We start from the raw sequence: 23,658 nt of genomic DNA, 5'->3' as shown, positions 1-23,658 counted from the left end.
CGCTACGGGGTGATGTTCTGGTTCAGGTGGAAGAGGTTCCCGGGGTCGTACCTCCGCTTGACCTCGACCAGCCGGTCGTAGTTGCCCTTGTAGTTGACCCGGATCCGGTCCTGGTCGTCGTCGGCCATGAAGTTGATGTAGCCGCCCTCCTGCGAGTGCGGGGCGGTGGCCTCGTAGTAGTCGCGGACCCAGGCGATGTTGGCCTCGTTGTCGGCCGGGTCGGGCCACATGCCCGCGATGACCGTCGCGAACGAGGCGTCGCGGTAGGCGAAGGCGGTGGCGTCCTGCGCCACCCGGTGGCAGGCCCCGTTGATGGGGTAGATGTGCACGGTCGAGTTCACCGCCGGTACGCGCGGCCCGTGCACCAGGTGCGCCTCGATCGCCTCGTCGGTGAGCTCGGTGACGAAGTTGGCCTTCCAGTAGTGCTGGAGGCCGGGCGGCACGAGCGCGTCGAACGCCGAGTTGAGGGCGGGGTACGGCATCGGGCCCACGTGCTCGGCGACCACCGGCGCGATCTCGTGGAAGGGACGCAGGGCGGCCTCGCCCTCGTCGAGCGGCCCGGCCCAGCAGGCCACGATCAGGATGAACGTGTCACCGTGCCGGTTCTCCGGGATGAACGGCAGCGGCGGCGCGATCTGGAAGGCCGGGAACGCGCCGAGCTGCTCGGGGGCGTCGGCGATCAGCTCGCGGAACCCCCGCAGGACGGCGCCCGCGTCCTTCAGCTCGAAGAGCATGGGCCCGCCGTGGATGTCCTTGACCGGGGCGAGCCGGAACTCGAAGGACGTCACCGCGCCGAAGTTCCCGCTCCCGCCGCGCAGCGCCCAGAAGAGGTCGGGATGCTCCTCCTCGCTGGCCACGACCAGCCGGCCGTCCGCGGTCACCACGTCCGCCGACACCAGGTTGTCGCAGCTCAGGCCCAGGCCGCGGGCGAGGTATCCGATACCGCCGCCGAGGGTCAGCCCGCCGACCCCGGTGGTGGAGATGATCCCGCCGGTCGTGGCCAGGCCGAAGGCGTGGGTCGCCGCGTTGAAGTCTCCCCAGGTCGCCCCGCCCTCCGCGCGCGCGGTGCGGCCCACGGGGTCGACACGGACCCCGCGCATCCCGGACAGGTCCGCCACCACACCGTCGTCGCAGGTCCCGAAGCCGGGCACGCTGTGCGCGCCGCCGCGCACCGCCAGGTCCAGGCCGTTCTCGCGGGCGAAGTCGACGGCGGCCATGACGTCGCCCGCGTTGACGCAGTGCACGACGGCGGCCGGCTTCCTGTCGATCATGGCGTTGTGGACCTTGCGCGCCTCGTCGTAGGTGGCGTCACCCGGGGTGACGACCATCCCGCGGACCCGCTCGCGCAGCTGGTCGGTCGAGAGCTTGCCCATGGCTCTTGCTCCTCGTGCCCTGCTCCCGCCCGTCGCGCGCGCGGGAGGAACCGCCTCCGTGGCAGCGGGGCGGCGGAGTGGGACGCCCCCGCAGGGCCGCGCTGCCGCCTGCCACTGGAGCGGGCCCAGATTTCACGCTACGCCGATGGGGCGGAGCCTCAACCCGGGGCCGGTGGGCCGTGCGGGGGACCGTGCCGGAGGCGGCACCGGAGGCGGTGCCGAATCGTTTCTCCAGCGGGTCGGCTGACCCATCGGGGTGAGGTCCCGTGCGCGGTACCCGGGCCGTCCCGCCCGTCCCGCCCACCATGGGCCCGTGATCACATCGCTTCGCGTAGCGCTCAGCGCCGCCGCCGTGACCGGAACCCTGCTCAGCCTCGGCCTCGCGCCCTCGGCCGGCGCCGCCACCTCCATCCCCTCCGCCCCCGGAGCCCCCTCGGACCGGGTGACCGTGGACGTCGCCACCGTCAACGGCTCGGGCTGCCGGCCCGGCAGCGCCGCCGTGGCCGTCGCCCCGGACAACTCCGCCTTCACGGTCACCTATAGCGAGTACGTCGCCTCGGCGGGAGGCAACAGCAAGGCCACCGACGGCCGCAAGAACTGTCTGCTCTCGCTGAACGTCCACGTCCCGCAGGGCTACACCTACGCGGTCGCCCAGGTCGACTACCGGGGCTTCGGCAACCTGGCGCGGGGCGCGGTCGGCACGCAGAAGGCCAGCTACTACTTCCAGGGCATGCGGCAGACCGACTACCGCACCCACAAGTACGTCGGCGCGCTCAACAACAACTGGCAGGCCACCGACACCACGGGCATCGAGGCGCTCGTCTTCGCCCCCTGCGGCGAACTGCGCAACTTCAACATCAACACGGAGCTGCGCGCCGAGGTCGGAAGCTCCGACCCGAGCAGCACCAGCTACATGGCCCTCGACTCCACCGACGGCAGCATCAACAGCGTCTACCACTTCACCTGGAAGAAGTGCCCGGCGCGCTGAACCCGCTGAACCGCCGAACCCCCGCGGCCCGTCCGGTGAGGCACCGGACGGGCCGCTGCGCGTGCGGTGCTCCGTGTCAGCGCCGACGGAGCAGGGAACAGACGAAGTCCTCCTGGACCTGGCGGATCCGCTCGATCAGTTCGGGCTTGTAGGTGAGCGAGGCCTGCGTGGTGACCGAGAAGGTCAGGGAGCGGCGGCCGTCCGCCGTGGCCGCCGCGAGCTGGGTGTAGCCCGGGGTGTTGCCCGTGTGGCCGTACACCGCCCCGCAGCGGGTCGTGTACCGGTAGACCGCCAGCCCCGCGTCGGTACGTCCCGGGCCCGGGGGCTGGGAGAGCCCGCCGGGCAGGAACGTGAACTGCTGCCGCCGGGTGTTCTTCGAGAACAGCTTGCCGCCCGCGTAGGCCCGGATGAACTTCGTCAGGTCCTTCGGGGTCGAGACGATGCCCCCCGAAGCCCACGCACCGGAGGCACTGATGGCCTCGCTCACGTCCAGGGGCTCCTCCGGCGGCTCGACCACGTAGCCGTGCAGGAAGGGGACGGGCAGCCGGTAGCCCCGCGGCAGGCTCGTCCGCTCCAGGCCCAGGGGCTCGTACACGAGCTTCCCGAGGAGGTCCTCGTAGCGGTGCCCGGTGACGGCCTCGGCCATGAGAGCGACGGCGATGTTGTCGGAGTTCGAGTACTGGTACCGGCTCCCGGGAAGGAACGCGAGCTCCTCGCCGGAGACGAACTCCAGCAGCCGGCGGGAGTCGAACCGGTGCCGGGGGTCCGCGGTGACGATCTCGCGGAACTCCGGGGCGGCCGAGTAGTCGGGCAGCCCGCTGGTGTGGTTGAGGAGTTGACGGAGCGTCACCGCGTGCCAGGCCTCGGGCTGCCCGGGCAGCACCTCGCCGATGGTGTCGTCCAGGTGCAGTCGGCCGCGGTCGACGAGCCGCAGGGCCACCGCTCCGCTGAACGCCTTCGCGACGCTGGCGATCCGCATGTGGTCGGACGGCGCCGGCTCGCGGCCGGTCTCCAGATCGGCCACCCCCGCCCGGTACACCTCGGTGCGGTCCCCGTCCGTGAGGACGGCGATCGCCCCAGGGGGGCCGCCGGGGGTGTCGACCAGCTCCTGGAGTTCCGCCCGGAGGCCCGTTCCCCGGCCCGGGTCGTGGTCCGTGCCCGCGTGCGCGGGCGGGGCCAGCACACCGGCCGCGGCCGCGCACAGCACGGCGGCCGCGACCAGGCGCAGCGGCGGGCGGCTTCGGCCGCCGTCGTCGTTCGACCGTGGGGACATGGCGGTACCTCCGGGTTGGGGGATCGGGCGCGTGGTCACGATGGCAGGGCCCGGACGCGGGCGGGCGACGACGCGGCCGTGCGCCGGCGGGCCGTGCTCCATCCGGACCCCCGGCCCGTGGCGGCCCCGTACCCCCTGGCCGGGACCGTATGGCGGATCCGCGGCCCGATCCGGGGAGGCGGCGCCCCGAGTGGATACGGATGTCGGGTACCGCTTCGCGCAAGGCACCCACCGGGAGGCTCCGTGACCCGCATCAACCGACGTGACCTGGCCCTACTGGCACTACGGACCGGCACCGGCGCGGTGCTGATCGCGCACGGGACGCAGAAGCTGTTCGGCTGGTTCGGGGGCGCCGGCCTGGACGCCACGGCGGCCGGGATGGAACGCATGGGCTTCACGCCGGGCCGGCCGAGCGCGGTCGCCGCCGCCCTGGGCGAGGCCGGGGGAGGGGCCCTGCTGGTCCTGGGCCTGGCCACGCCGGCGGCGGGCGCCGCGGCCGCGGGCGCCATGGCGGGGGCGGTGGCGGTGCACGCGCCCGCCGGGTTCTTCGCCCAGGACGGCGGCTACGAGTACCCCGCCTTCCTGGGGTTCACGGCGGCCGCCGTGGGCCTCGCGGGGGCGGGCCGGTACGCCGTCGACCACGCGACCGGCCACACCTTCGACCGGCCGTGGACGCTGGGCCTGGCCTTCGCGGGCAGCGCCCTCGCGGCCGCCGCGGTGCTCACGAAGCGGGCCCGGGCGCAGGAGGACGAGGAGTAGGCCGGACGAGCCGGCCCGGACCGTCGCTTCCGGATCTTGCCGGGCGACACCGGCCCGGCAAGATCCGGCGACCGCCCCGCGGGAGCCGTCCCGCGGGGCGGGGGCGGCTACTTGCAGACGGTGCCGTCGGCCGGAGCGGTGCCGTCCACGAGGAAGGAGTCGACCGCCTTGGTCGCGCAGGCGTTGGTGCCGTAGGTACCGTGCCCCTCGCCCTCCACCGTCACGTTGACGCCGACACCCTTGCCCAGCGCCTCGGCCATCCGCTTCGCGCCCTCGACGGGGGTCGCCGGGTCACCGGTGTTGCCGATGACCACGATGGGCGCCGCACCGGCCGCGCCGACCACCGGCTTGTCCGTCGTACCGCGCACCGGCCATTCGGCGCAGCCGATCAGACCCTCGGCCAGGAACGGCCCGAACACCGGGGAAGCCGCGCGGAAGGCGGGCTCCTGGGCCTTCATCTCCTCGACGGTGTAGCGGCGGTTGGTGTCGGCGCAGCTGATCGCCATCTGGGCGGCGTGGGAGTTGTCGTAGCGCCCCTTCTCGTCACGGCCGTTGTAGCTGTCCGCGAACAGCAGCAGGTTGTTGCCCGTACCGTCCTGCATCACCTCGCCGAGGCCCTGGACGAGGTAGTCCCAGCCCTCCTCGTCGTAGAGGGTGGCGACGATGCCGGTGAGGGCCAGCTCGGAGGTCAGCTTCCGGCCGCTCTGCGTGGGAGCGGGCTTGGTCTTCAGCTTCTCCAGCAGGGCGGCGATCCGCTTGTTGCCCTCGGCCGCGCTCGGGCCGGTCGGGCAGTTGGCCGTGTACTTGTCCCGGCAGTACTTCATGGCGTGGTCCAGGGCCAGCTGGAAGCCCTTGGCCTGGCCGAGGGACCGCTGCACCTCGTCCGAGGTGGGGTCGACGACGGCGTCGAGCACGGTGCGGCCGACGTTCTGCGGGAACAGGTGGGCGTACACGCCGCCCAGTTCGGTGCCGTACGAGATGCCGAAGTAGTTCAGCTTCTGGTCGCCGAGGACCTGCCGCATCAGGTCCATGTCGCGGGCGGCGTTCGCCGTGCCGACGTGGGGGAGGACCTTGGCGGAGTTCTGCTTGCAGGCCTCGGTGATCTTGCGCACGTCCTCCAGGGGGTCCGCGCTGTCGGCGGCCTGGTCCAGCGTCTTGTCGTCCTGACAGGTCACCGGGGCGCTGTTGCCGACGCCGCGCGGGTCGAAGCTGACGAGGTCGTAGACCGTGTTCAGCTTCTTGTACTGGTCGCCGAAGCCCGGGAGGGAGCGGACGCCCGAGCCGCCGGGTCCGCCGAAGTTGTAGACCAGCGAGCCGACGCGCTTGCCCGAGTCCGTGGCCTTCTTCCGGATCAGCGCCACGTCCAGGGTCTCCCCGTCCGGCTTGGCGTAGTCGAGGGGCGCCTTCATGGTGGCGCACTCCCAGCCGCTGCCGGGGGCCTTGCCGCCGCCCTGGGCGACGGACGGCGCCGGGCACTTCTGCCAGTCGGGCTTCTGCCCGGTCAGTGCCGCGGGCAGGACGGCCGGCTTCGTCGCGGCACTCGGGGCGGCGGACCCGGAGGGCTTCGGGTCGGCTTTGGCCTTCGGGTCTCCGTCGCAGGCCGCCAGGGCGGGCACGGCCAGGAGGACCGCGGTGGCGAGGGCCGCCGACCGGAGGGGGCGACGTATGAGGTGAGGCATGGTGTGGTGCTCCTGCGCGAAAGGACCCGGTGAGTAAGCAGACGATAAACGCTACGAGCTGCTCGTCAGACCACCGAACGGCCCATTCCGGTTCGGGGCCCCACCCTCCGACCGGCCGAACGGCGCGGTGACGTCCCGTTGACAGCCCGCCCGGCCGCGTGCGACAAAGACATCGAGGCCGTTCGGCCGCAGTGCCCTCATCGCCCTGACCGTCTTCTCCTCGATGTGACGTTCACCTCGCGACCCGCCCGCCTCGCCGCTCCGCTCCCGGAGCGAGGCCGCTCGCGCGAGACCCGCCGTCCCCGGACGCGAAGACGTCGAAAAGCCGGCACACCACCTCATATGTGAACGGACGGCCCTCCCTTGACGATGATTCCCGGATCCCGCGTACCCGGTCGGACCTGGACCGTCCGGCTGATCGGCCACGGCGACCACAGCGTCTCCGTCACCTGCAGTGTCGAGGCCTGCAGGATGCCGCCCCGGTCCAAGGACACCGGCGCCATGCGGCGCTTCGCCGCCGAGCACGCCCGCGCGCACGCCCGCCTCGCCACCGTGCGCCCGAACGCCGCGTGCGCTTGCGGAGCCGCCGAATGCGCCTTCCACGAGAACAGCCGGGCCTCCTGCACCGGCGCCCCGCTCCTCGTCCTCGTCCACAACCCGGCCGTGGGACAGGTGTGGACCCTCGCGGAGATCTGCCAGGCCTGCGCACCGCTGATCGGCAACCTCTCCGTCCTCGGCCGCGCGCAACGCCCCGCCGCCACCACCGCCGCGGCCCCGGTCGCAGCGGCCCCCGCCCAGCAGACCCGTACCCCGGTGCCCGGCGGTTTCTCCTCGCCGCAGGCGGCTCCCGAAGCGTCACCCGCCCGCCGTCGCCCGCACCGCGGCGGCCCCCGGCGCGCCCGCTGACCCCACCGCACCCGTCGCCGCCCGAAGGCCCCGCGACCAGGCAGGATGACCGGCTGCTACCGTGCAGGGCATGCCCGAACTGATCGCACCCACCGCCGGGCTGCACTCCTCCTGGCTCGCCGCCCGCGCCGAATGGGGCGAGGAAGCCCACATGGACGGAGCCGGCCTCGGCTCCGAGGACGACGTCGAAACCCCGGAGGGCTTCGCCGCCTGGGTGGAGCGGCTACGGGGCTACGCGGACCGTACGGTGCCGGTCGAGCAGGGCCGCGTCCACGCCACGTACTGGTGGATCGCCGACGGCGACACCTACCTCGGCGCCATCGACCTGCGGCACTACCTCAACGCCTTCCTCCTCGACGCGGGCGGCCACATCGGCTACAGCGTGCGCCCCTCGGCACGCCGCCGCGGGGTGGCCGGCCGGGCACTGACCGCGGTGCTGCACGAGGCCCGGGTGCTCGGCATGGACCGGGTCCTGCTGACCTGCGACCCCGGCAACGCCGCCTCGATCCGCACGATCGAGCGGGCCGGCGGCGAACTGGAAGACGTCCGCGAAACCCTCATCGGCCCCAAACGCCGCTACTGGATCGACCTCTAGGCGAGGCCCGGGGGCCTGTGCACGGCGAGGTGGCAGGATGACGCGGTGTCCGACTCTCTCCGTGAACCGTGGCTGCGCGGCATCGCCTTCAACCCGGCGGCGCCCTCCGACGTACTGATACGACTGATGGATCGAGCGGCCGGTGAGGTCGGCCCGCTGATGTGTGAGGGCCGCGACCTGCCCGACGACGCTATCGAGGCAGCCCTGCGCCACCCGGCCAGGGGGATCCGCCGCGCGCTCGCCGGTAACCGGCACGTAGACCCTTCGCGACTCGTCCCCTTGGCAACGGACCCGTCGGGGATCATCCGTGCGCGGCTCGCCAACCCCCACCCCCGCCCCCGATGGGTCCGACCGCTGCCGGACGACATCCTCGTCACCCTCCTGACCGCCCAAGACGGGGGCGAGGACGGCATGCTCACCGAACACGAGATCACCCAGGAGCTCAGCTTCTCTCGGCAGATCCCTCTGTCCTTCTACCGCTCCATGGCCGGGCACGAGCACCCCGAGCTCCGCATACGCGCCGCCTGGAGGTGGCAGTCGCTCACTCCTGGAGAGCGGGAGGCACTGCTCCACGACCCCGACCCCGACGTACGGGAAGCGGCGCGGAAGAGCAGCTGGGAGCTGGACCCGGAAGCGGTGGAAGCCAAACTGCCGTCCATCGGCTCGCACAGCAAGCCGTTCGTGCTCGGCACGTGCGCCCTGTCACCCGCGCTCGTCGAACAGTGCTTCGCGGACGGCACGGTGCACCCCCTGGCCTGGAACCGCCACACTCCGGCCGACGCCGTCGCCCGGCTCGCCCGCCACCCCGAGGCGAAGGTCCGCGCGATGGTCGCCGCCCGGCCCGACCTGGGACCGGAACTGGTAGCGGAGCTGAGGGAGGACCTGGAGGAGGACGTGCGGATGCGCGCACGCCTCCACCCCTTCCCCCGTACCTGGGCCGAGTTCTGGGCGATCCACGGGGTCATTGGGCACGGTCCGGACTGCACCTGCCCGATCACCGAGCCGGCCACCGAGCCGTCCCCCGACTGGTTCGCCGCCTGCGCCGAGTCCGAGGAACCCGTACTCCGCCGGGTTGCAGCGAGCTGGCCCGGCCTGCCCGCGGAACTCGTCAGCGCACTCGCGCGGGACGACGACGAGGAGGTACGGATCCGGCTGGCCTGCCACCACCCCCTGGCCCCGCAACACCTCCTCCTGGACGTCTTCGCCACCCGCCCGGCCCACCGACCGCACCTGCTGGCCCTGCCCGGATTCCCCCGCACCGGCCGCACCCACCTCATCGGCCACCCGGACCCCGAGGTGCGCGCCCTGGCCGCAGCCGATCCCTCCCTGCCGGACCTCCCGTTGGACGACCCTGACGAGTCGGTGCGCCGGGCAGCCGCCGCCAACCCGAGCCTGGAACCGGAAGCCCTGGAGGCTCTCCTCGCCGACCCCCGCACCGCGGAGGGCGCTGCGGCCAACCCATCGCTGCCCGTCCCCCGCATACGCGCACTCCTCGACCACTGCCTGAACAGCGCCGCCACCCCCGCGACGACAGCCGGACGCCGAGGGACGACGTCCAAGTAGCGATCACAGCCGTGGCAGCCTCCGTCCCCCACTGCACACGCCGCCGCTGCTCGGCTCGCATAGTGATGAGGCTGTGACCTGCGGCTGTTCTGTTCGGTGGCGGAGATCGCTACGGTGCCACCGTGCCGCAGAACGATCAGATACCGCCGGGCGGGAACGCACCGGACGACGACAGGTGGAACGCGTTGCTGAGCGAGGTGTCCGCAGGGGGCGCCGCGCCGCACGAGCCGGTGGCTCCCGCGCGCAAACGGCTGGGGGCGGGTGCCGCCGCGCTGGGCCTGGCGGTGGCGGGCCTCGCCTTCCTCGCCCTGCGGTTCGTGGGTTCCCCCTCGGGCGAGGACGGCCGGGACACCGGGAAGCCGGCCGCCGCACCGGCGGCCCCCGCCGCCGTGCCGACGCACGAGGCCGCGGGGCGCCCGATGATCCCGCTGGCCGACGCCTTCCCGGCCGAGGTACCGGACGGAGCCGGCGGCACCTACACCAAGGTGGGCGCGGCCACGCTGGGTTCCTGCCCCGAACCGGGTGCGATGGGGCCGCGGCTCGCCGGCCTCATCGAGGCGAGCGCGGGATGCGTCGGGGAACAGGTCGCGCTCTACAAGGACGCGCGCGACAACCAGTTCAACCTGGCCCTGTTCACGATGAAGGACCCCCAGGACACCGTGACGCTGGTGTTCGAACTGAGCCGGGCCTTCGACGACTACCAGGTGGCGGCGCAGGGCCCGCCGCCCGGGTCGGGTCTGCCGACCCTTCCGGCGGACAGCGGGATGGTGCAGTCCTTCGCCGGGGACGGCCGGGTCATGGTGGTCGGAATGGGCCAGTGGTCCGACGGCCGCACGGCCGACTACCAGCAGCTGGTCGACCGGCTGAAGCCGCTCCAGGACGCGGTCGCCGCGAACGTCGGCCGCCACGAGGCCCGGTAGCCCGCAGCGGTCTCCGTAACCCGCCCTCGGCGTCAGTCCGGTGCCGGGGCGGGCCGGACTCCGGAGGCGGCGGGCTCGCGCTCGCGCCCGCCGCCGTCAGCGGTGAGTTCCAGACGGCGCCCCCGGAACGCCGCGCGCAGGCGGCGGTCGTGGGTCACCAGGATCAGCGTTCCGGTGTAGTGCGCCAGCGCGGCCTCCAGGTCCTCCACCACCGCCGGGGCCAGGTGGTTGGTCGGTTCGTCGAGCAGCAGCAGGTCCAACGGGCCCGCCACCAGCCCGGCCAGCTCCAGCTTGCGGCGCTGCCCCGCCGACAGGGCCCGTACGGGGCGGGTCAGGTCGGCGGGGGAGAGCAGCCCGAGGTCCGTCAGCCGCTCGGCGTACTCCTCCCCGTAGGCCCCGACGACGCTGCGGGCCTCGCCCGCCCGGGGATCGCCCTGCCGCAGGTACCCGGTCCGGGGCGGGACGGCCACGGCTCCCCGGGCCGGGCGCAGTTCGCCCGCGAGCAGATCGAGCAGGGTCGACTTCCCGGCCCCGTTGGGCCCCGTCACCAGCAGGCGTTCGCCGCGGTCCAGCCGGAAGGAGACGGGCGCGAGTCGTCCCGGTACGGACGCGCCGTCCACGCGGACGCCTCCGTCGGCCCCGGCAGCGGTGCCCGCCCCCAGGTCCGAGGTGATGCGGCCGGTGAAGCGCAGCGGTCGCGGAGGCGGCGGTACGGGGTTCTCCGCGAGCCGGTGCAGCCGCTCCCGGGCGGCGCGGATCCGGCCCATCGCCCCGTGGGCGCGGGAGCGGGCCCGGAAGGCACCCGCCCCGCTGAAGCCGCGCGGCATCTTGCGCGGGATGTCGGCGAGTCGCCCGCTGTGGCTGTCGGCGAGCCGCTCGGCCCTTCGGGTCTCCTCCCGCCACTCCTCGTACGTGCGCTCCCAGCGGGCCCGGGCCGCCGCGCGGCCGGTGAGGTAGCCCGTGTACCCGTTGCCGTAGCGGTGGAGCGTGCGCCGGTCGTGGTCCACCTCCAGGATCGTGGTCGTGACGCGGTCGAGGAAGAGCCGGTCGTGGGTGACGGTGACGACCGTGCCGCGGTGGGCCCGCAGGTGCTGCTCCAGCCAGTCGACGGCCTCGTCGTCGAGGTCGTTGGTGGGCTCGTCGAGGAGCAGCAGCTCCGGCTCCGGGGCGAGGGCCCCGGCCAGGGCCAGCCGGGAGCGCTGGCCGCCGGACAGGGTGCCGAGCCGGCGGTCCGGATCGAGCGCGGCCCGTTCCCCGAGCCGGCGCAGGGTGCTCGCCACGCGGCGTTCGGCGTCGCGCCCGCCGCGCGCCTCGTACACGGCGAGGAGGTGGTCGTACGCGGCGAGTTCGCCGGGGCCGGCCCGGTCGAGGCGGCTCTCCGCGGCGCGGATCCGGCGCTCCAGGGCGCGGAGTTCGGCGAGGGCCAGGTCGACGGCGTCGCCGACGCGGGCGGTGGGCGGCAGGCCGAGGGTCTGGGCGAGGTGTCCCACACCGCCCGGCGCCAGGACGGAGACCTCTCCGTGGTCGGGCGGTTCGAGACCGGCCAGCAGGCGCAGGAGGGTGGACTTCCCGGATCCGTTCTCCCCGACGACGCCGACCCGCTCGCCGGGCCGGACCGTGGTGCTGACGCGGTCCAGGACGACATGGGCGTCGTAGCGCTTGGTGACCTCGGACAGGACGATGCGGGTGCCGGCGGACGCGGGTGAGGTGCGCAAGGGCGGTTCCTTCCGATGGGGGCCAGATGCGAGGCGAGACGTTCCGTCTCGCCTACTTCCCCGTAACCTAGCCCACCCGCCAGCCCGTCGCAAGACGTTTCGTCTCGCCAGGGGCGCGCGGCTGGGAACGGGACGTAGCTGCGAGCGAAACGCAGCTGGTCAGAGTGGGTACGACGGCCATAGCCGCAAGGGGTTCCGTATGCCACGGTGGGCTTCATGGAGGCGAATCAGCGCAAGCACACGGCCGGCCACCACCACGATCACGCCCACCACGCCCACGCCCACGCCCACGAGCACCAGCACCAGCGCGGGCGCGGCGGCGGCTCCCGCGCCGCCCGGACGCGGCACCGGCTCGGGCACCTGCTCAGGCCCCACCGCCACGAGGCCGCCGACAAGGTCGACGCGGCCATGGCGGCCTCCCGGGACGGGCTGCGCACGCTCTGGATCTCCCTGGCCATCCTGGGGGCGACCACGGCGGTCCAGGCCCTGGTCGTCGTCCTGTCGGGGTCGGTGGCCCTGCTCGGCGACACCGTCCACAACGCCGCGGACGCCCTGACCTCCGTCCCCCTGGGCATCGCCTTCCTCCTCGGGCGCCGGGCCGCCAACCGCCGCTACACGTACGGCTACGGCCGGGCGGAGGACCTCGCGGGGATCGTCATCGTCGTCACCATCGCGGCCTCCGCGGGCCTCGCCGCCTACGTGGCCGTCGACCGGCTGCTCGACCCACGCGACATCACGCACCTGTGGGCGGTCTCCGCCGCCGCGCTCGTCGGCTTCGCCGGCAACGAATGGGTCGCCCGCTACCGCATCCGCACCGGCCGGCGCATCGGCTCGGCCGCGCTCGTCGCCGACGGACTGCACGCCCGTACCGACGGGTTCGGCTCCCTGGCCGTGCTCCTCGGCGCCGGCGGCGCCGCGCTCGGGCTGCCCGCGGCCGACCCGGTCGTCGGACTGCTCATCACCCTCGCCATCCTGTTCGTCCTGGCAGAAGCGGCCCGCGAGGTCTGCCGCCGGCTGATGGACGCCGTCGACCCGGCCCTCGTCGACGCGGCGGAGCACGCCCTGAGCCAGGTGGAGGGGATCCTCGGCACCGGCCGGATCCGGCTGCGCTGGATCGGGCACACCCTGCGCGCCGAGGCCGACATCATCGTCGACCCGCGGCTCACCGTGGCCCGGGCGCACGAACTCGCCCTGGCCGCCGAACACGCGCTGATCCACGCCGTGCCCCGGCTGACGGCCGCCACCGTCCACACCGACCACACCCATGACGGTCCCGCGGGTACCGGCCCGCACGCCGCCCTCGCCCACCACGGCCGCACCGACTGACCCGGCGGCTCAGACGTCGGGGGCCGCCTCCGTGCACCACCTGACCACCTGCGCCGTCAGGGCGTCGATCGAGTGGTCGATCCGCGTCCGGCTCCCGTCCGGGCCGAGGAACACGGCCTTGAACGGCCACGGCCCCTCCAGGTGGCCGACGTACCGCTCCGTGTCGTCGGTCAGCACGGCCGCGCGCCCGCCCTCCGGGGTGACGACCCAGTAGGCACCGCCGTCGTCCGCGTCGTGGAAGACCCGGATCCGGGAGGCGTCGACACCCGCCCCCAACAGCACGCGCAGGACCCCGTACCGGTGGGCGGCCGCGCCGGGTTCCGGCGTCCCGCCCCACGCCACCGGGGCCGCGCCGGGCGGCACGTGGGCGTCTCCCGCGTCCATGTCCACGGGACCTCCTTCCGTCGGGACCGGTCCGGTCACACGCATTCGAATATATGGGCTCATTCCAAGCATGAGTTCTACTTTTCCTCTATTCCACCGAAATTCAGACAATCCTGTGACTCGTATGGGAATCTGCTGCGCACGGCCAGGCGCGAACGCGCACGGCCGTACCAGGGGAGGTTTCATGCGTGGATCGCTGCTCCGGAAGAGCCGCTCTGTGCTGGTCGGCTCACTGATGGCCATGGGGGTCGTCGGCCTCAGTGCCGCTCCGGCCAGTGCGTGGACAGGGGGGAACGTCTGGGTCAACTTCGGCAGCTGGAACTGCCCGGGCGGGGGATCGGTCGTCGGCGTCTACTGGGGCGTGGACGCCTATTCGAGCGGCCCGGCCGGGGGTGACTGGGGTGACAACGTCATCTACCCGCGCGTGCGCGTGGGTTCGGGCGCGTACAACACCCTGAGCTACCAGGTCATGTGCAAGAAGTGGGGCTGGTACACCTACCGCGGCGTGGTCAGCCAGCGGACCCTGACGCCCTACAAGTCGGGCCTGAGCTACACCTACTGACCGGCCGGCGGCCGGCGGCGGCACCCGTCCCACGGGCGCCGCCGCCGGCCGCTCCGTTGCCGCGGCCGCGGGCGAAGGGCGGCTCGCGCCGGGTCACACCGGGGTCTTCGAGCCCGCTCCGCCGGGCTCCGCCGGGATCCAGGGGGCCGGCGGCGCCGCGGCCTCCTCGGGGCCGGGTTCGTCCATCTCCGCGCGCCAGCCGCCGCGTTCGGCGTTCCCGTAGCTGCTGACCGTGATCGCCTTGATCTGCCGGGTGTTGTGGAAGTACAGCACGACCAGCTGCCGCTTGGACCCCTCGTCGTAGAAGTCCGCCGTGACCCTTCCGCGGGCCCCGTCGCCGAACGCCTCGACCCAGTTCTCGGCGGTGGCCCTGGCCTGCGCCGTTCCCGCCCGGTCCCCGGCGAGGAAGGTGAGTTCGCCCGGGTCCTCGTCGGCGATCCTCCCGACCACCTCCTGGACGATGTCCAGCGTCTGCGGGCTCGGGTAGCCGACGACGGCCAGCGGCCGGTAGGTCCCGTGGCCGCTCGTGCGGCCGATGGGGGTCTCGTCCACCGGCGAGCAGCCCGTCAGCAGGGCGAGGCTCACGACGGCACCGAGGTGTGGCGGAGCGGCCGCCCAGCCCTTCCTCATCGGTTCCCCCTGGTCAGCCGGTGTTCACCGGAGCGCGTTCTCATGGCGTGACGGTAGCCGCGCTGGCCTGCGGCTCCGGCGGCGGGGTCACCGGCCGGTCCGGTGGTGAGGCATGATCGGGGGATGTCTGAACGCATCATTGCCGCCTGCGACGGGGCCTCCAAGGGAAATCCCGGACCGGCCGGATGGGCCTGGGTCATCGCGGACTCCCAGGGGCACCCCCAGCGCTGGGAAGCCGGCCCGCTCGGCCGTGCCACCAACAACGTCGGCGAACTCACCGCGCTCCAGCGACTGCTGGAAGCGATCCTGCCCGGCAAGGCGGTGGAGATCCGCATGGACTCCCAGTACGCCATGAAGGCGGTGACGCAGTGGCTCCCCGGATGGAAGCGCAACGGGTGGAAGACCTCCGGCGGCAAGCCCGTCGCCAACCGCGAGCTGGTCGAGGAGATCGACCGGCTGCTGACCGACCGCGACGTGACCTTCCTCTACGTTCCCGCCCACCGCGAGGACGGCGACCACCTGAACGCGATCGCGGACCAGGCCGCCAGCGACGCCGCGGTCAGCCAGCAGCCCGCGGGCACCGCCCTGGGCGGGACGGACTTCCCCGTCCCGGCACCCGCGACCGGAGCCCCGGCCCGGGCACGGACCGCCAGGACCGGCGCACCGGCCTCCGCGGCCCGGGCCAAGAGCGGCGCGCCGCGCCCCCTCAAGGCCAAGTTCCCCGGAACCTGCCCGTGCGGACGGCCCTACGCGGCGGGCGAGATGATCGCCAAGCACGGGAAGCGCTGGGGCCACGAGGCCTGCGCCACCGCCGCACAGGACGACGGCAACACGGCCTGACCGGCGCACCGTCGGCCCCGTACCGACCGGGTCCGCACGCACCGGGCGCGCACCTGCCGGGCATCCTGTCCTGATGGACACTCAGCAGCAGACCCACGTCCCGGACACGGCGGGCCCGATGGTGGTGTGCGGAGACGACGGACTGGCCCGCAGGCTCGCGGCCGAGCTCGTCGAGGTGTACGGCGAGCGGGTGACGCTCGTGGTACCGCCCGCCGCCGACCGGCCGCTCGCCGTGGGCCGGACGGCGTGGCGGGGGCTCTTCGGACGGGTCCCGCCCGCGAGAGCGCCCCGGGGACCGGCCGGCGACCGGCCGCCGGAGGCACCGCGGATCGTGCGGGCGGCCGAACCCGACGAGGACGTGCTGGCCGCCGCGGGCACCGCGGGTGCCGCCGCCCTCGCGCTGGTCTACGAGGACGACGACAGGAACGTACGGGCCGCCCTGGTGGCCAGGCGCCTCAACCCCAGGCTGCGGCTGGTGATCCGGCTCTACAACCGCAAGCTCGGCCAGCACCTGGAGGAACTCCTGGACCAGGCGGCGATCATCGCCGGGCCGGACGCCGGCCCCCGCGCGACGGATTCCGCCACCACCGTGCTGTCCGACGCGGACACCGCCGCCCCCGCCCTCGCCGCCAGCGCCGTCGCGGGCACCAGCAAGGTGATCCAGGCGGACGGCCTGTTGCTGCGCGCGGTCGAACGCACGCCGCCGGGCCCGGGGGAGGTGGCCGACCCGGGCCTGTGCACCCTGGCCCTGCTGTCCGCGACCACCAACGACCCGGCCGGCAGCGAGAGCTCCGTCCTGGGCGGCGAACGCGGACTGCGGCTCCTGCCCGACGACCGCGCGGTGGCCGCCGCCACGGGACGCGCCACCGTGGCCCTGGAAGCCGTCTCGTACACCGGCCGCGGCCGGACGGCGCCCCGGCTGAGCGCCGCCTCCCTCCCGGTCGCCTCCCTCTTCTCCCGCAGGCTGCGCTGGTCCCTCGCCGGCATCACGGCGGCCGTCGCCGCGCTCGCCGTCGGCTCCTGGATCACCACGGGGGACCACCCGCTGCACGCCGCCTACATCACCCTGCTCGACATCTTCGCGATCAACGACCCGGCGGTGGGCGACCCGACGGTCCGCCAGGTCTTCCAGATCCTCTCCGGCTTCGTCGGCCTGCTCCTGCTGCCCGTCCTGGTCGCGGCGGCGATGGAGGCCCTCGGAGCCTTCCGCACGGCCACCGCCCTGCGCCGCCCCCCGCGCGGCCTGTCCGGGCACGTGGTGCTCCTCGGACTCGGCAAGATCGGGACCCGGGTGCTGGCGCGGCTGCGGGAACTGGGCATCCCCGTCGTGTGCGTGGAATCCGACCCGCAGGCCCGCGGCCTCGCCCTGGCCCGCCGGCTGCGCGTCCCCGTCGTCCTCGGAGACGTCACCGACGAGGGCGTCCTGGAAGCCGCCCGCGTCCACCGGGCCCACGCCCTGCTGGCCCTGACCAGCTCCGACACCACCAACCTCGAAGCCGCCCTCTACGCCCGCGGGGTCAAACCCGACCTGCGGGCCGTGCTGCGCCTGTACGAGGACGACTTCGCCACCGCCGTGTACCGCACGCTGCGCACCGCCCACCCGTCCGCGCTCACCCGCAGCCGCAGCGTCACCCACCTCGCCGCGCCCGCCTTCGCCGGGGCGATGATGGGCCGGCAGATCCTCGGCGCGATACCGGTCGAGCGGCGGGTGCTCCTCTTCGCTGCCCTCGACGTGGCGGGCCACCCCCGGCTCGAAGGCCTGACGGTCACCGAGTCCTTCCGCCCCGGCGCCTGGCGGGTCATCGCCCTCGACACCACCTCCCCGGGAGAGCGCCGCCCCGACCTCGGCTCCGCCCCGCGCGACGGCTCGGCCCCCGGACCGGGCCTGGTGTGGGACCTCCACCCCGGCTACGTCCTCAGGCCCGAGGACCGCGTCGTGCTGGCCGCCACCCGACGGGGCCTGGCCGAACTCCTCGGCCGTACCGGCGCACCCGCCCCGGGGCCCTGACCCGCGGCCGCGGACGGGCAGGGGCGCCGCGTCCCCGACGCGGCGCCCCCTCACACGGTGCCCGCGGCGGCGGGCCCGGGTGTCAGCAGGTCATGTAGCCGATCCCGAAGTCGCTGACGTTCCCGTTCGCGTAGAAGTTGAAGTCGATCCGCTTGCCCTTGGGTCCGACGCGCGGGCCGGTCGTCTCGCCGCCGCCGTGGTGGTAGGCGATCACGTAGGGACAGCGGCCGTCGGCCTTGTCGTCCTGGATCCAGCCGGAGACGTTGCGCCCGTCGCAGGTCTGGGCCCAGCCGTGCCCCTCGCTGCGGCTGACGCTGCGGCTGATGCAGTTCTGGGTCCCGGTCCCCCCGGTGGTGTCCGTCGTACCGGCGGAGGCCGGCAGCGCGGTGCCGAGCGCGATGGCGGCGGAAGCCAGGGCCGTGGCGACCAAACGCTTCTTCATGGTTCGGGTTCTCCCTTGTTTCCGGTCACGTACGAGTGCGGTCACAGGTACGCAGGTCCGTACCTGCCGGGGAGATGTCTACGGCAGCGGGAGGCCCCGCGGGGCTGTCAACCGGGCCCCTGAGCTGGGAGTGTCCCGTTCCGCCCGGGTCAACGGCGCGGGCGGAGTTCTTGTGCGGGCGGCGGTCCGCACGCAATGACCTGATTGGCACCGGACACGTGCACCGTGCATCAGTACCGTTCTCCCGTGCCCTCCCTCAACGTCACGTTCACCGAGCACGAGCTCGCCCTCCTGCGGCTGGCCGCCGCCGACCGCGGCCAGTCACTCGCCCGGTTCGTCCGCGGCTCTGCACTCGCCGAGGCCTGGGAACACCAGCTGAGATCCGCCTACCGGGACATGCACGAGAACCTGTCCGGCCAGCGCGCGGCGCCCGCCGAACACGCCGCCTGCTTCGCGGTGATCGCCCAGGAGGGAACGCTGTGACGGAACTCCGCCGCGGTGACGTCATCGCCATCGGGGAGGAGGGCCGCGGCGGCCTGTGGGTCGTCGTGTCGAACGACACCCGCAACGCCCTGCTGGACACCGTCGTCGTCGCCCAGATCGGGACCGGCTCCGACACGTGGCCCACCGCGGTCCCCTTCGAAGCGGCCGACGACGGGATCCTCCCCGGGCACCTCCCCGACGGGGTCGGGGGCCACGTCCTGACGGACTTCCTCACCACCGTCCGGCCCGCCGCCCACTACGTGGAGACGGTGCAGCTGCGACTGAGCCCCGACGCACTCGAAGCGGTCAGTGCCGCCGTACGCCTGGCCGTGCCCTGACGCGGGCCGGTGCGGCCGCCGCGACCGTGGGGGCCGCGGCGGCCGGGGATCAGCGCGCGTTGCGCTCCGGCAGGTCCACCTCGGCCGGGGCGGCCGTCACGGCGGACGCCGCGGGGGCGGAGGAGAAGCCGCGAGCGGTGGGCTGCGCGGGCTTCTTCCCGCAGAACGCGGCCTCCAGCGTGCCGCCGAGCTCGGTGTTCGCCACACCCCGGTTCGAGGTGTTGGCCATCGCGGTCAGGCTGCGCTTGCCGTCACGGGTGGCGAACGCGTACGTGTAGAAGCCCTGCACGGTACCGGTGTGCCCGTACACGGAGGTGCCGCAGGACAGGTCGTAGCGGCGCAGGCCGAGCCCGTAGAAGCGGGTGTTGGTCGCGTCCGTGGGGGTCATCGTCAGCATCGCGTCCAACTGCTGCGGCGCCAGGAGCTTGCCCGTCACCAGCGCGGACACGAACGTGTTGAGGTCCGCGGCGTTCGAGATCATCGCACCGGCCGACTGCGCCCAGGACACGGTCTGTTCGGTGGAGTCGACCAGCGGCGCGCCCGCCTCGTCGGGGGTGAGGTAGCCGTGTGCGTGCAGCCCCTTGATCTTCGTGCTCGGGTGGACGTACGAGGTGTTCTCCAGCTTGAGCGGCTTGATGATCCGGCGCTCGTACTCCTTCGCGACCGGACGCCCCGTGGCCTTCTCGATCAGCATGCCGACGACGACGAAGTTGGCGTTTGAGTACTTGTACGCCACCCCGGGCTCGGTGGTCCGCGGCTCGCTCAGCGAGAGCGTCACCAGGTCCTGGTAGCTGAACTCCTTGTTCCGGACGGCCTCGAAGCCGGGAACGGTCTTGTCGAACATGGCGTTCGTGTAGTCGGCCAGCCCGCTGCGGTGGGTCAGCAGGTGACGCACCGTGATCCGGTCGTCCGGCAGCAGCCCGGGCAGGTAGCGGTTGACCGGCGCGTCCAGCTCGATCTTCTTCTCGGCCACCAGCTGGAGCAGCACGACGGACGAGAAGGTCTTGGTGACGCTGCCGATCCGGAACCGGGCCCGGGTGTCCATCGGCGCGCCGGTGACGGTGTCGCGCACGCCCACCGTCTTGGTCTGGACGCCGCCGGCCCCGCCGATGCGGGCCATCGCGCCGGGCGCTCCGGCCGCGGTCGTCTTCTGCAACGCCTGGACCAGCGCCTCCAGATCGGGCGCGGGAAGCGCCGACGCGGCCCCCTGGGCCTCGGCCGAAACGGCCGGTGCGGCGTGGGCCGTGGTGGCCGGAGCCACACCGGCCACCACGGCCAGCAGGGCGGCGCTGATGGCCAGACGTCGGTTCATGGGCAGGTGCACGTTGTTCCCCAACTCGGTCGCTACCTCTTTCCGGGGTATCCCGGAGGCCGCCTGAGCGCGTGCCGGAGGGCACGGTCGGCGGCCTGGTCGACCAAGAGCTTACGGAAGATCATCAGTGCTCGGTGACGGCCCCCCGGCCCACCCCGCCGCCCGGCACCGCAGCCCTACTTCGGGTTGGTGACCTCGACCCAGGACTCCCACTTCCCGCTGACCGTGTGGTGCACCACGTACGGCCCGCCGGAGACGGCCGTGGCCTTGGCCAGTTCGCCGAGCACGTGCACGTCGACGGACACGCCGTTGATGTGACCGATCTCGTCGGCGAGCACCTCCCGCACGTATGCCTCGGGGTCGGTGCGCATCGCCTCCAGCCCCGCCTCGTCCGGGACGAGTTCGAAGACTTCCACCTCGCGCGTCTCGACGTCGACGATGCGCCGCACGTTCGCCATGGGCCAGGTCCTTTCGTGGGTGGCCACCAGCTTGCAGCGGCCGGGGGCCCCGGCCGCCCAACCAGGTCGTCCGCCCGGCCGAGGAGCCCTCGTTCGGCGCACGTCCCGCCGATCCCGCCCACGGGGCCGGCCGCTACGCTGTCGCCGTGGTGAACGACGAGGACCGCATACTCGCGGACGCGCTGGGGTCGGTGGGCGCCGTCGGCGGCGGCTCGGGAGGCCGTTTCGGTGCCAGGCTGGCCGCGCGGTACCTGCGCAAGGACGTCCACGAGGACGTTCTGACGCTGGACCTGCCCCTGGCCGAAGCCGAGCGGCACGTCGCCGCGACCCTGGCCCGCATCGGCCGCCTCCTGGACCCTCCGCCCCCGACCGGCCAGGCCGCCGGACCCGTGGTCAGGGCGCTCGTCGGCGGCGGGTTCGCGCAGATGAACCCGGTCCTGATCACCGTGACCCTGGCCGGGGCCGGCCCCCGCACCACCACGGCGTCCCTGCGCGGAGCGGCGAAGGAAGGCCTGATCAAGCAGCGCGCGGGGCAGAAGACCACCCGGTTCGTGGCCGGACTCCTGGCCCCGCGCGACCGCTGACCCCGCCCCGCGCGCCCGGACTCCGGGGCGGCGCAAGCCGCGTGGGGCCTGTCAGGACGCGGCGCGCAGCCGGGCCGCCGCGGATTCCGCCTCCCGCACGACCCGGTCGGGATCCGCCCCGACGAGCCGGCCGCCGCTCTTGAGGGCCCTGCCGTCCACGTACACCGAGTCGACGTTCTCGGGGCGGCCGTTGAACACGATCTGGTTCACCCAGTCGAAGCGCGGCGCGAAGTTGAGCGCGGCGGGTTCGATCACGACGACGTCGGCCCGTTTCCCGGGGGTCAGCGAACCGATCTCCCCGGCCATGCCGATCGCCTCGGCACCCCCGAGCGTGGCCATCCGCAGCACGTCGTGGACCTGGGGGAACACGGAGGCGCGCAGGGCCCGCGCCCGCTGGAGGCCGAGGGCCGTCTTCATCAGGGCGAAGAAGTCCGAGGTGTCGTTGGTGCCGCCGTCCTGGCCGAGCCCGGTCTTCACGCCGCGCCGCGCCAGCTCCGGCAGCCGCATGATGCCGGAGGCCAGGCGCATGTTGCTGAGCGGGCAGTGCGCCACGCGCACGTCGTGGGCGGCGAGCGCGTCCAGCTCCCCGTCGTCGAGGTGGATCGCGTGGTTCATCAGCAGCCGCGGACCGAGTGCCCCGATGTCGGTGAGGGTGCGCACGGGGTCGTCCGCCCGCTGCTCGTCGCGTTCCAGGACGTGCGAGTTGAGCATCACGCCGAGGTCCTGGGCGATCTCCCAGTGGAGCCGGTTCAGTCCCTGGATGGCCCGCGCCGCGTGCGTGGCGACCTGTGCCGAGGCGAGCGGCAGCGGATCGATGAGCTCCCGCTTCGTCCGGGTGATCAGCGCCGCGTCCCGTTCGGCCTGGAACATCGCGTAGGTGAAGCGCACCCCGGTGTCCGCGAGGGCCCGTACGTACTGCACCGTCGTGTCGTACGGGAGGGCGTCCACCCAGTCCACGAGCGTGGTGACACCGGACTGCACGGAGTCGAGCGCCCCGAGGCGGACGAAGCGGTACATGTCCTCCGGGGTGATCCGCGAGAAGGTCCCCCGGTTGCAGTCGGCCAGCCACCCGAAGAGGTCGCGGTCCGCGCAGCCGCCGCGCATGGACGACTGCCACAGGTGGGTGTGGACGTCGACGAACCCCGGCAGCACCAGCTTCCCCGAGGCGTCCACGGTCCGGGTGCCCGGCGGGGCCGGTAACCGCCGCCCCACGGCGGTGATGACGCCGTCCCGCATGAGGACGTCCGCGTGCCCGAGGCTCCCCAGGGGGCCGTCGCCGAGGGCGGGGTCCATGGTGAGGACGAGCGCGGCGTTCCGGAGCAACGTGCTCCGTGCCGAGGGCTCCGCGGGCCCGGGCCGAGGCCGCTCGGCACCGAGGAGGAACGGGGCGGCCGCGGCCGCGCCCAGGCCGGTCAGCACGCCCCGGCGGCCGAGCGCTCCGGGCCGGCGCGCGGTCAGTTCGGTCAGGTCGGTCGAGGCGGCGTCGGGACACTCGCTGTTGCGGTCCATGTCGTATTGCCTCCCAACGAACACGGGTGGGTTCGCATCCCGCGCGCCGGCGGAGCGCCGCACTGACGGCGGACGGGGGGCGCGGAGGATATGCGAATCGTCCGTCAGGAGAAGGCGCTTCCGATAGAGCCGCGTCAACACTTTGTGGAATTCCGGTCTTTCCGCGCCCCCGGCCCGCGCACGGCCGCTGTTAGCGTACGGACATGCGCGCTCCCATCGGACCCTTCGACCACGCCCGGCCCGCCCCCGACTGCCTCGACGAGCTGATCCTCCCGGTCGCCGAAGCCGTCCGCGAACTGGCCGGGGACCTCCCCGTCGAGGAGATCGTCTACGTCGACACCGACCCGGCGATCGCCGACACCGCGGCCTTCGTCGCCCACTACGGGCAGGACCTGCTCGGCACGTCGGCCAACTGCGTCGTCGTCGCGGCCAAGCGGGGCGGGGAAACCACCCTGGCCGCCTGCCTGGTCCCCTCCGCCGCCCGGGTCGACGTGAACGGCGCCGTCCGCCGCCACCTCGGGGCCCGCAAGGTGTCCTTCGCCCCCATGGCGACCGCGGTGGAGCGCACGGGCATGGAGTACGGCGGGATCACCCCGCTCGGCCTGCCGGCGGACTGGCCGCTCCTGGTGGACCCGGCCGTCGCGGACCTGCCGTACGTCCTCGTCGGCAGCGGCCGCCGCCGCGGCAAGCTCATCGTCCCCGGCCCGCTCCTCGCGAGGCTCCCCGGCGCCGAACCCGTCGAAGGACTCGCCCTCGGTTAGGGGGTGCGCCAGGTCGGCATCCCGGCCGAGGGACGGCGGGCCATCACCTGGGCCAGGGCCCGGTGGATCTCCTCGGCATCCCGCCGGACCTGGCCCGGTACATCGCCCCGCTCCCGTATGAGCTGGTCGTAGATCGGCGCGTCGCTGCTGGTGCTGCTCACTTAGGACTTCGCTCCCCTGAAGCCGGCACCTTCGGCCGGGCGGCACAAGTGTAGGGGTGCGCCCTCCCGGCGGCGGAACGAAGACCGGC

The 23,658-nt window shown here is 73.5% G+C and carries 25 protein-coding genes; 14 read left to right on the top strand and 11 right to left on the bottom strand.

Annotated elements, in window-relative coordinates; translation table 11 throughout:
* Nucleotides 1–2 precede the first annotated feature (2 nt).
* Complete coding sequence (locus tag ABZZ17_RS04265) at nucleotides 3–1,373, bottom strand: FAD-binding oxidoreductase (RefSeq protein WP_356871799.1); 1,371 nt, start codon at nucleotides 1,371–1,373, stop codon at nucleotides 3–5.
* 313 nt (nucleotides 1,374–1,686) lie between these two features.
* On the opposite strand from ABZZ17_RS04265, the gene ABZZ17_RS04260 reads away from it, so the two are divergent.
* A complete protein-coding gene (locus tag ABZZ17_RS04260; RefSeq protein ID WP_356871797.1) occupies nucleotides 1,687–2,361 on the top strand; it encodes a DUF4360 domain-containing protein in 675 nt (224 codons plus the stop codon).
* Nucleotides 2,362–2,437: 76 nt separating this feature from the next.
* Here the strand turns inward: ABZZ17_RS04260 and ABZZ17_RS04255 are convergent, their stop codons facing one another.
* Entirely contained in the window at nucleotides 2,438–3,634 is a 1,197-nt protein-coding gene (locus tag ABZZ17_RS04255; RefSeq protein ID WP_356871795.1) for a serine hydrolase domain-containing protein, read from the bottom strand.
* A gap of 243 nt (nucleotides 3,635–3,877) precedes the next feature.
* On the opposite strand from ABZZ17_RS04255, the gene ABZZ17_RS04250 reads away from it, so the two are divergent.
* Nucleotides 3,878–4,393 (top strand): DoxX family protein, encoded by a 516-nt coding sequence (locus ABZZ17_RS04250; protein WP_356871793.1) that lies wholly within the window; start codon nucleotides 3,878–3,880, stop codon nucleotides 4,391–4,393.
* Between the two features lie 107 nt (nucleotides 4,394–4,500).
* On the opposite strand, the gene ABZZ17_RS04245 is transcribed toward ABZZ17_RS04250, so the two are convergent.
* Nucleotides 4,501–6,072 (bottom strand): alpha/beta hydrolase, encoded by a 1,572-nt coding sequence (locus ABZZ17_RS04245; protein ID WP_356871791.1) that lies wholly within the window; start codon nucleotides 6,070–6,072, stop codon nucleotides 4,501–4,503.
* Nucleotides 6,073–6,441: 369 nt separating this feature from the next.
* On the opposite strand from ABZZ17_RS04245, the gene ABZZ17_RS04240 reads away from it, so the two are divergent.
* From ABZZ17_RS04240 to ABZZ17_RS04225, 4 genes are all read left to right on the top strand, one after another.
* Nucleotides 6,442–6,978, top strand: coding sequence for a hypothetical protein (locus ABZZ17_RS04240; protein WP_356872030.1), 537 nt, complete (start codon nucleotides 6,442–6,444; stop codon nucleotides 6,976–6,978).
* Between the two features lie 70 nt (nucleotides 6,979–7,048).
* Nucleotides 7,049–7,573 carry a GNAT family N-acetyltransferase gene (locus ABZZ17_RS04235; protein ID WP_356871789.1) on the top strand — a complete coding sequence of 175 codons (525 nt, stop codon included), beginning with the start codon at nucleotides 7,049–7,051 and terminating at the stop codon, nucleotides 7,571–7,573.
* 45 nt (nucleotides 7,574–7,618) lie between these two features.
* Nucleotides 7,619–9,136 (top strand): hypothetical protein, encoded by a 1,518-nt coding sequence (locus tag ABZZ17_RS04230; protein ID WP_356871787.1) that lies wholly within the window; start codon nucleotides 7,619–7,621, stop codon nucleotides 9,134–9,136.
* Between the two features lie 122 nt (nucleotides 9,137–9,258).
* Nucleotides 9,259–10,056: a hypothetical protein gene (locus ABZZ17_RS04225; RefSeq protein WP_356871785.1), complete on the top strand. Its 798-nt coding sequence runs from the start codon at nucleotides 9,259–9,261 to the stop codon at nucleotides 10,054–10,056.
* Between the two features lie 32 nt (nucleotides 10,057–10,088).
* Here ABZZ17_RS04225 and abc-f read toward each other — a convergent pair whose 3' ends face one another.
* Nucleotides 10,089–11,771 carry a ribosomal protection-like ABC-F family protein gene (gene abc-f, locus ABZZ17_RS04220; protein WP_356871783.1) on the bottom strand — a complete coding sequence of 561 codons (1,683 nt, stop codon included), beginning with the start codon at nucleotides 11,769–11,771 and terminating at the stop codon, nucleotides 10,089–10,091.
* Between the two features lie 216 nt (nucleotides 11,772–11,987).
* Here abc-f and ABZZ17_RS04215 point away from each other — a divergent pair, with 216 nt between their 5' ends.
* The gene (locus ABZZ17_RS04215; protein WP_356871781.1) at nucleotides 11,988–13,097 is read left to right on the top strand and encodes a cation diffusion facilitator family transporter; all 1,110 of its coding nucleotides are present in this window, start codon (nucleotides 11,988–11,990) and stop codon (nucleotides 13,095–13,097) included.
* Between the two features lie 9 nt (nucleotides 13,098–13,106).
* On the opposite strand, the gene ABZZ17_RS04210 is transcribed toward ABZZ17_RS04215, so the two are convergent.
* The gene (locus ABZZ17_RS04210) at nucleotides 13,107–13,481 is read right to left on the bottom strand and encodes a hypothetical protein (protein ID WP_356871779.1); all 375 of its coding nucleotides are present in this window, start codon (nucleotides 13,479–13,481) and stop codon (nucleotides 13,107–13,109) included.
* Nucleotides 13,482–13,665: 184 nt separating this feature from the next.
* On the opposite strand from ABZZ17_RS04210, the gene ABZZ17_RS04205 reads away from it, so the two are divergent.
* Nucleotides 13,666–14,043, top strand: a complete 378-nt coding sequence (locus ABZZ17_RS04205; RefSeq protein ID WP_356871777.1) for a hypothetical protein — start codon at nucleotides 13,666–13,668, stop codon at nucleotides 14,041–14,043.
* Between the two features lie 93 nt (nucleotides 14,044–14,136).
* Here ABZZ17_RS04205 and ABZZ17_RS04200 read toward each other — a convergent pair whose 3' ends face one another.
* Nucleotides 14,137–14,673, bottom strand: coding sequence for a hypothetical protein (locus ABZZ17_RS04200; RefSeq protein ID WP_356871775.1), 537 nt, complete (start codon nucleotides 14,671–14,673; stop codon nucleotides 14,137–14,139).
* Between the two features lie 123 nt (nucleotides 14,674–14,796).
* Between ABZZ17_RS04200 and ABZZ17_RS04195 the strand changes: the two genes are divergently transcribed.
* Together ABZZ17_RS04195 and ABZZ17_RS04190 are read left to right on the top strand one after the other, a co-directional pair.
* Nucleotides 14,797–15,513: an RNase H family protein gene (locus ABZZ17_RS04195; protein WP_356871773.1), complete on the top strand. Its 717-nt coding sequence runs from the start codon at nucleotides 14,797–14,799 to the stop codon at nucleotides 15,511–15,513.
* 73 nt (nucleotides 15,514–15,586) lie between these two features.
* Nucleotides 15,587–17,521, top strand: coding sequence for an NAD(P)-binding protein (locus ABZZ17_RS04190; protein WP_356871771.1), 1,935 nt, complete (start codon nucleotides 15,587–15,589; stop codon nucleotides 17,519–17,521).
* Nucleotides 17,522–17,603: 82 nt separating this feature from the next.
* Here the strand turns inward: ABZZ17_RS04190 and ABZZ17_RS04185 are convergent, their stop codons facing one another.
* The gene (locus ABZZ17_RS04185) at nucleotides 17,604–17,963 is read right to left on the bottom strand and encodes a hypothetical protein (RefSeq protein ID WP_356871768.1); all 360 of its coding nucleotides are present in this window, start codon (nucleotides 17,961–17,963) and stop codon (nucleotides 17,604–17,606) included.
* A gap of 246 nt (nucleotides 17,964–18,209) precedes the next feature.
* Between ABZZ17_RS04185 and ABZZ17_RS04180 the strand changes: the two genes are divergently transcribed.
* Nucleotides 18,210–18,446, top strand: coding sequence for a hypothetical protein (locus ABZZ17_RS04180; protein ID WP_356871766.1), 237 nt, complete (start codon nucleotides 18,210–18,212; stop codon nucleotides 18,444–18,446).
* On the top strand, nucleotides 18,443–18,784 hold the full coding sequence (locus ABZZ17_RS04175) for a type II toxin-antitoxin system PemK/MazF family toxin (RefSeq protein ID WP_356871764.1): 342 nt from the start codon (nucleotides 18,443–18,445) through the stop codon (nucleotides 18,782–18,784). Before ABZZ17_RS04180 ends, ABZZ17_RS04175 begins: the two co-directional genes overlap by 4 nt.
* Nucleotides 18,785–18,833: 49 nt before the next feature.
* Here the strand turns inward: ABZZ17_RS04175 and ABZZ17_RS04170 are convergent, their stop codons facing one another.
* Both ABZZ17_RS04170 and ABZZ17_RS04165 read right to left on the bottom strand, forming a co-directional pair.
* Entirely contained in the window at nucleotides 18,834–20,096 is a 1,263-nt protein-coding gene (locus tag ABZZ17_RS04170) for a serine hydrolase domain-containing protein (RefSeq protein ID WP_356871762.1), read from the bottom strand.
* 176 nt (nucleotides 20,097–20,272) lie between these two features.
* Nucleotides 20,273–20,554: a hypothetical protein gene (locus ABZZ17_RS04165; protein WP_356871760.1), complete on the bottom strand. Its 282-nt coding sequence runs from the start codon at nucleotides 20,552–20,554 to the stop codon at nucleotides 20,273–20,275.
* A gap of 146 nt (nucleotides 20,555–20,700) precedes the next feature.
* Here ABZZ17_RS04165 and ABZZ17_RS04160 point away from each other — a divergent pair, with 146 nt between their 5' ends.
* A complete protein-coding gene (locus ABZZ17_RS04160; RefSeq protein WP_356871758.1) occupies nucleotides 20,701–21,138 on the top strand; it encodes a hypothetical protein in 438 nt (145 codons plus the stop codon).
* A gap of 51 nt (nucleotides 21,139–21,189) precedes the next feature.
* Here the strand turns inward: ABZZ17_RS04160 and ABZZ17_RS04155 are convergent, their stop codons facing one another.
* A complete protein-coding gene (locus ABZZ17_RS04155; RefSeq protein ID WP_356871756.1) occupies nucleotides 21,190–22,647 on the bottom strand; it encodes an amidohydrolase family protein in 1,458 nt (485 codons plus the stop codon).
* A 203-nt stretch (nucleotides 22,648–22,850) separates the two neighbouring features.
* Here ABZZ17_RS04155 and ABZZ17_RS04150 point away from each other — a divergent pair, with 203 nt between their 5' ends.
* Nucleotides 22,851–23,408, top strand: coding sequence for a YbaK/EbsC family protein (locus ABZZ17_RS04150; protein WP_356871754.1), 558 nt, complete (start codon nucleotides 22,851–22,853; stop codon nucleotides 23,406–23,408).
* Here ABZZ17_RS04150 and ABZZ17_RS04145 read toward each other — a convergent pair.
* Nucleotides 23,405–23,569 (bottom strand): hypothetical protein, encoded by a 165-nt coding sequence (locus ABZZ17_RS04145; protein ID WP_356871752.1) that lies wholly within the window; start codon nucleotides 23,567–23,569, stop codon nucleotides 23,405–23,407. The genes ABZZ17_RS04150 and ABZZ17_RS04145 overlap by 4 nt on opposite strands.
* Between the last annotated feature and the right edge of the window lie 89 nt (nucleotides 23,570–23,658).

The sequence above is a fragment of the Streptomyces sp. NPDC006512 genome (assembly GCF_040611935.1).
Lineage (GTDB): Bacteria > Actinomycetota > Actinomycetes > Streptomycetales > Streptomycetaceae > Streptomyces.
The sequence above is the reverse complement of the archived record's forward strand: the minus strand, read 5'-3'. Positions and strand labels throughout refer to the sequence as shown.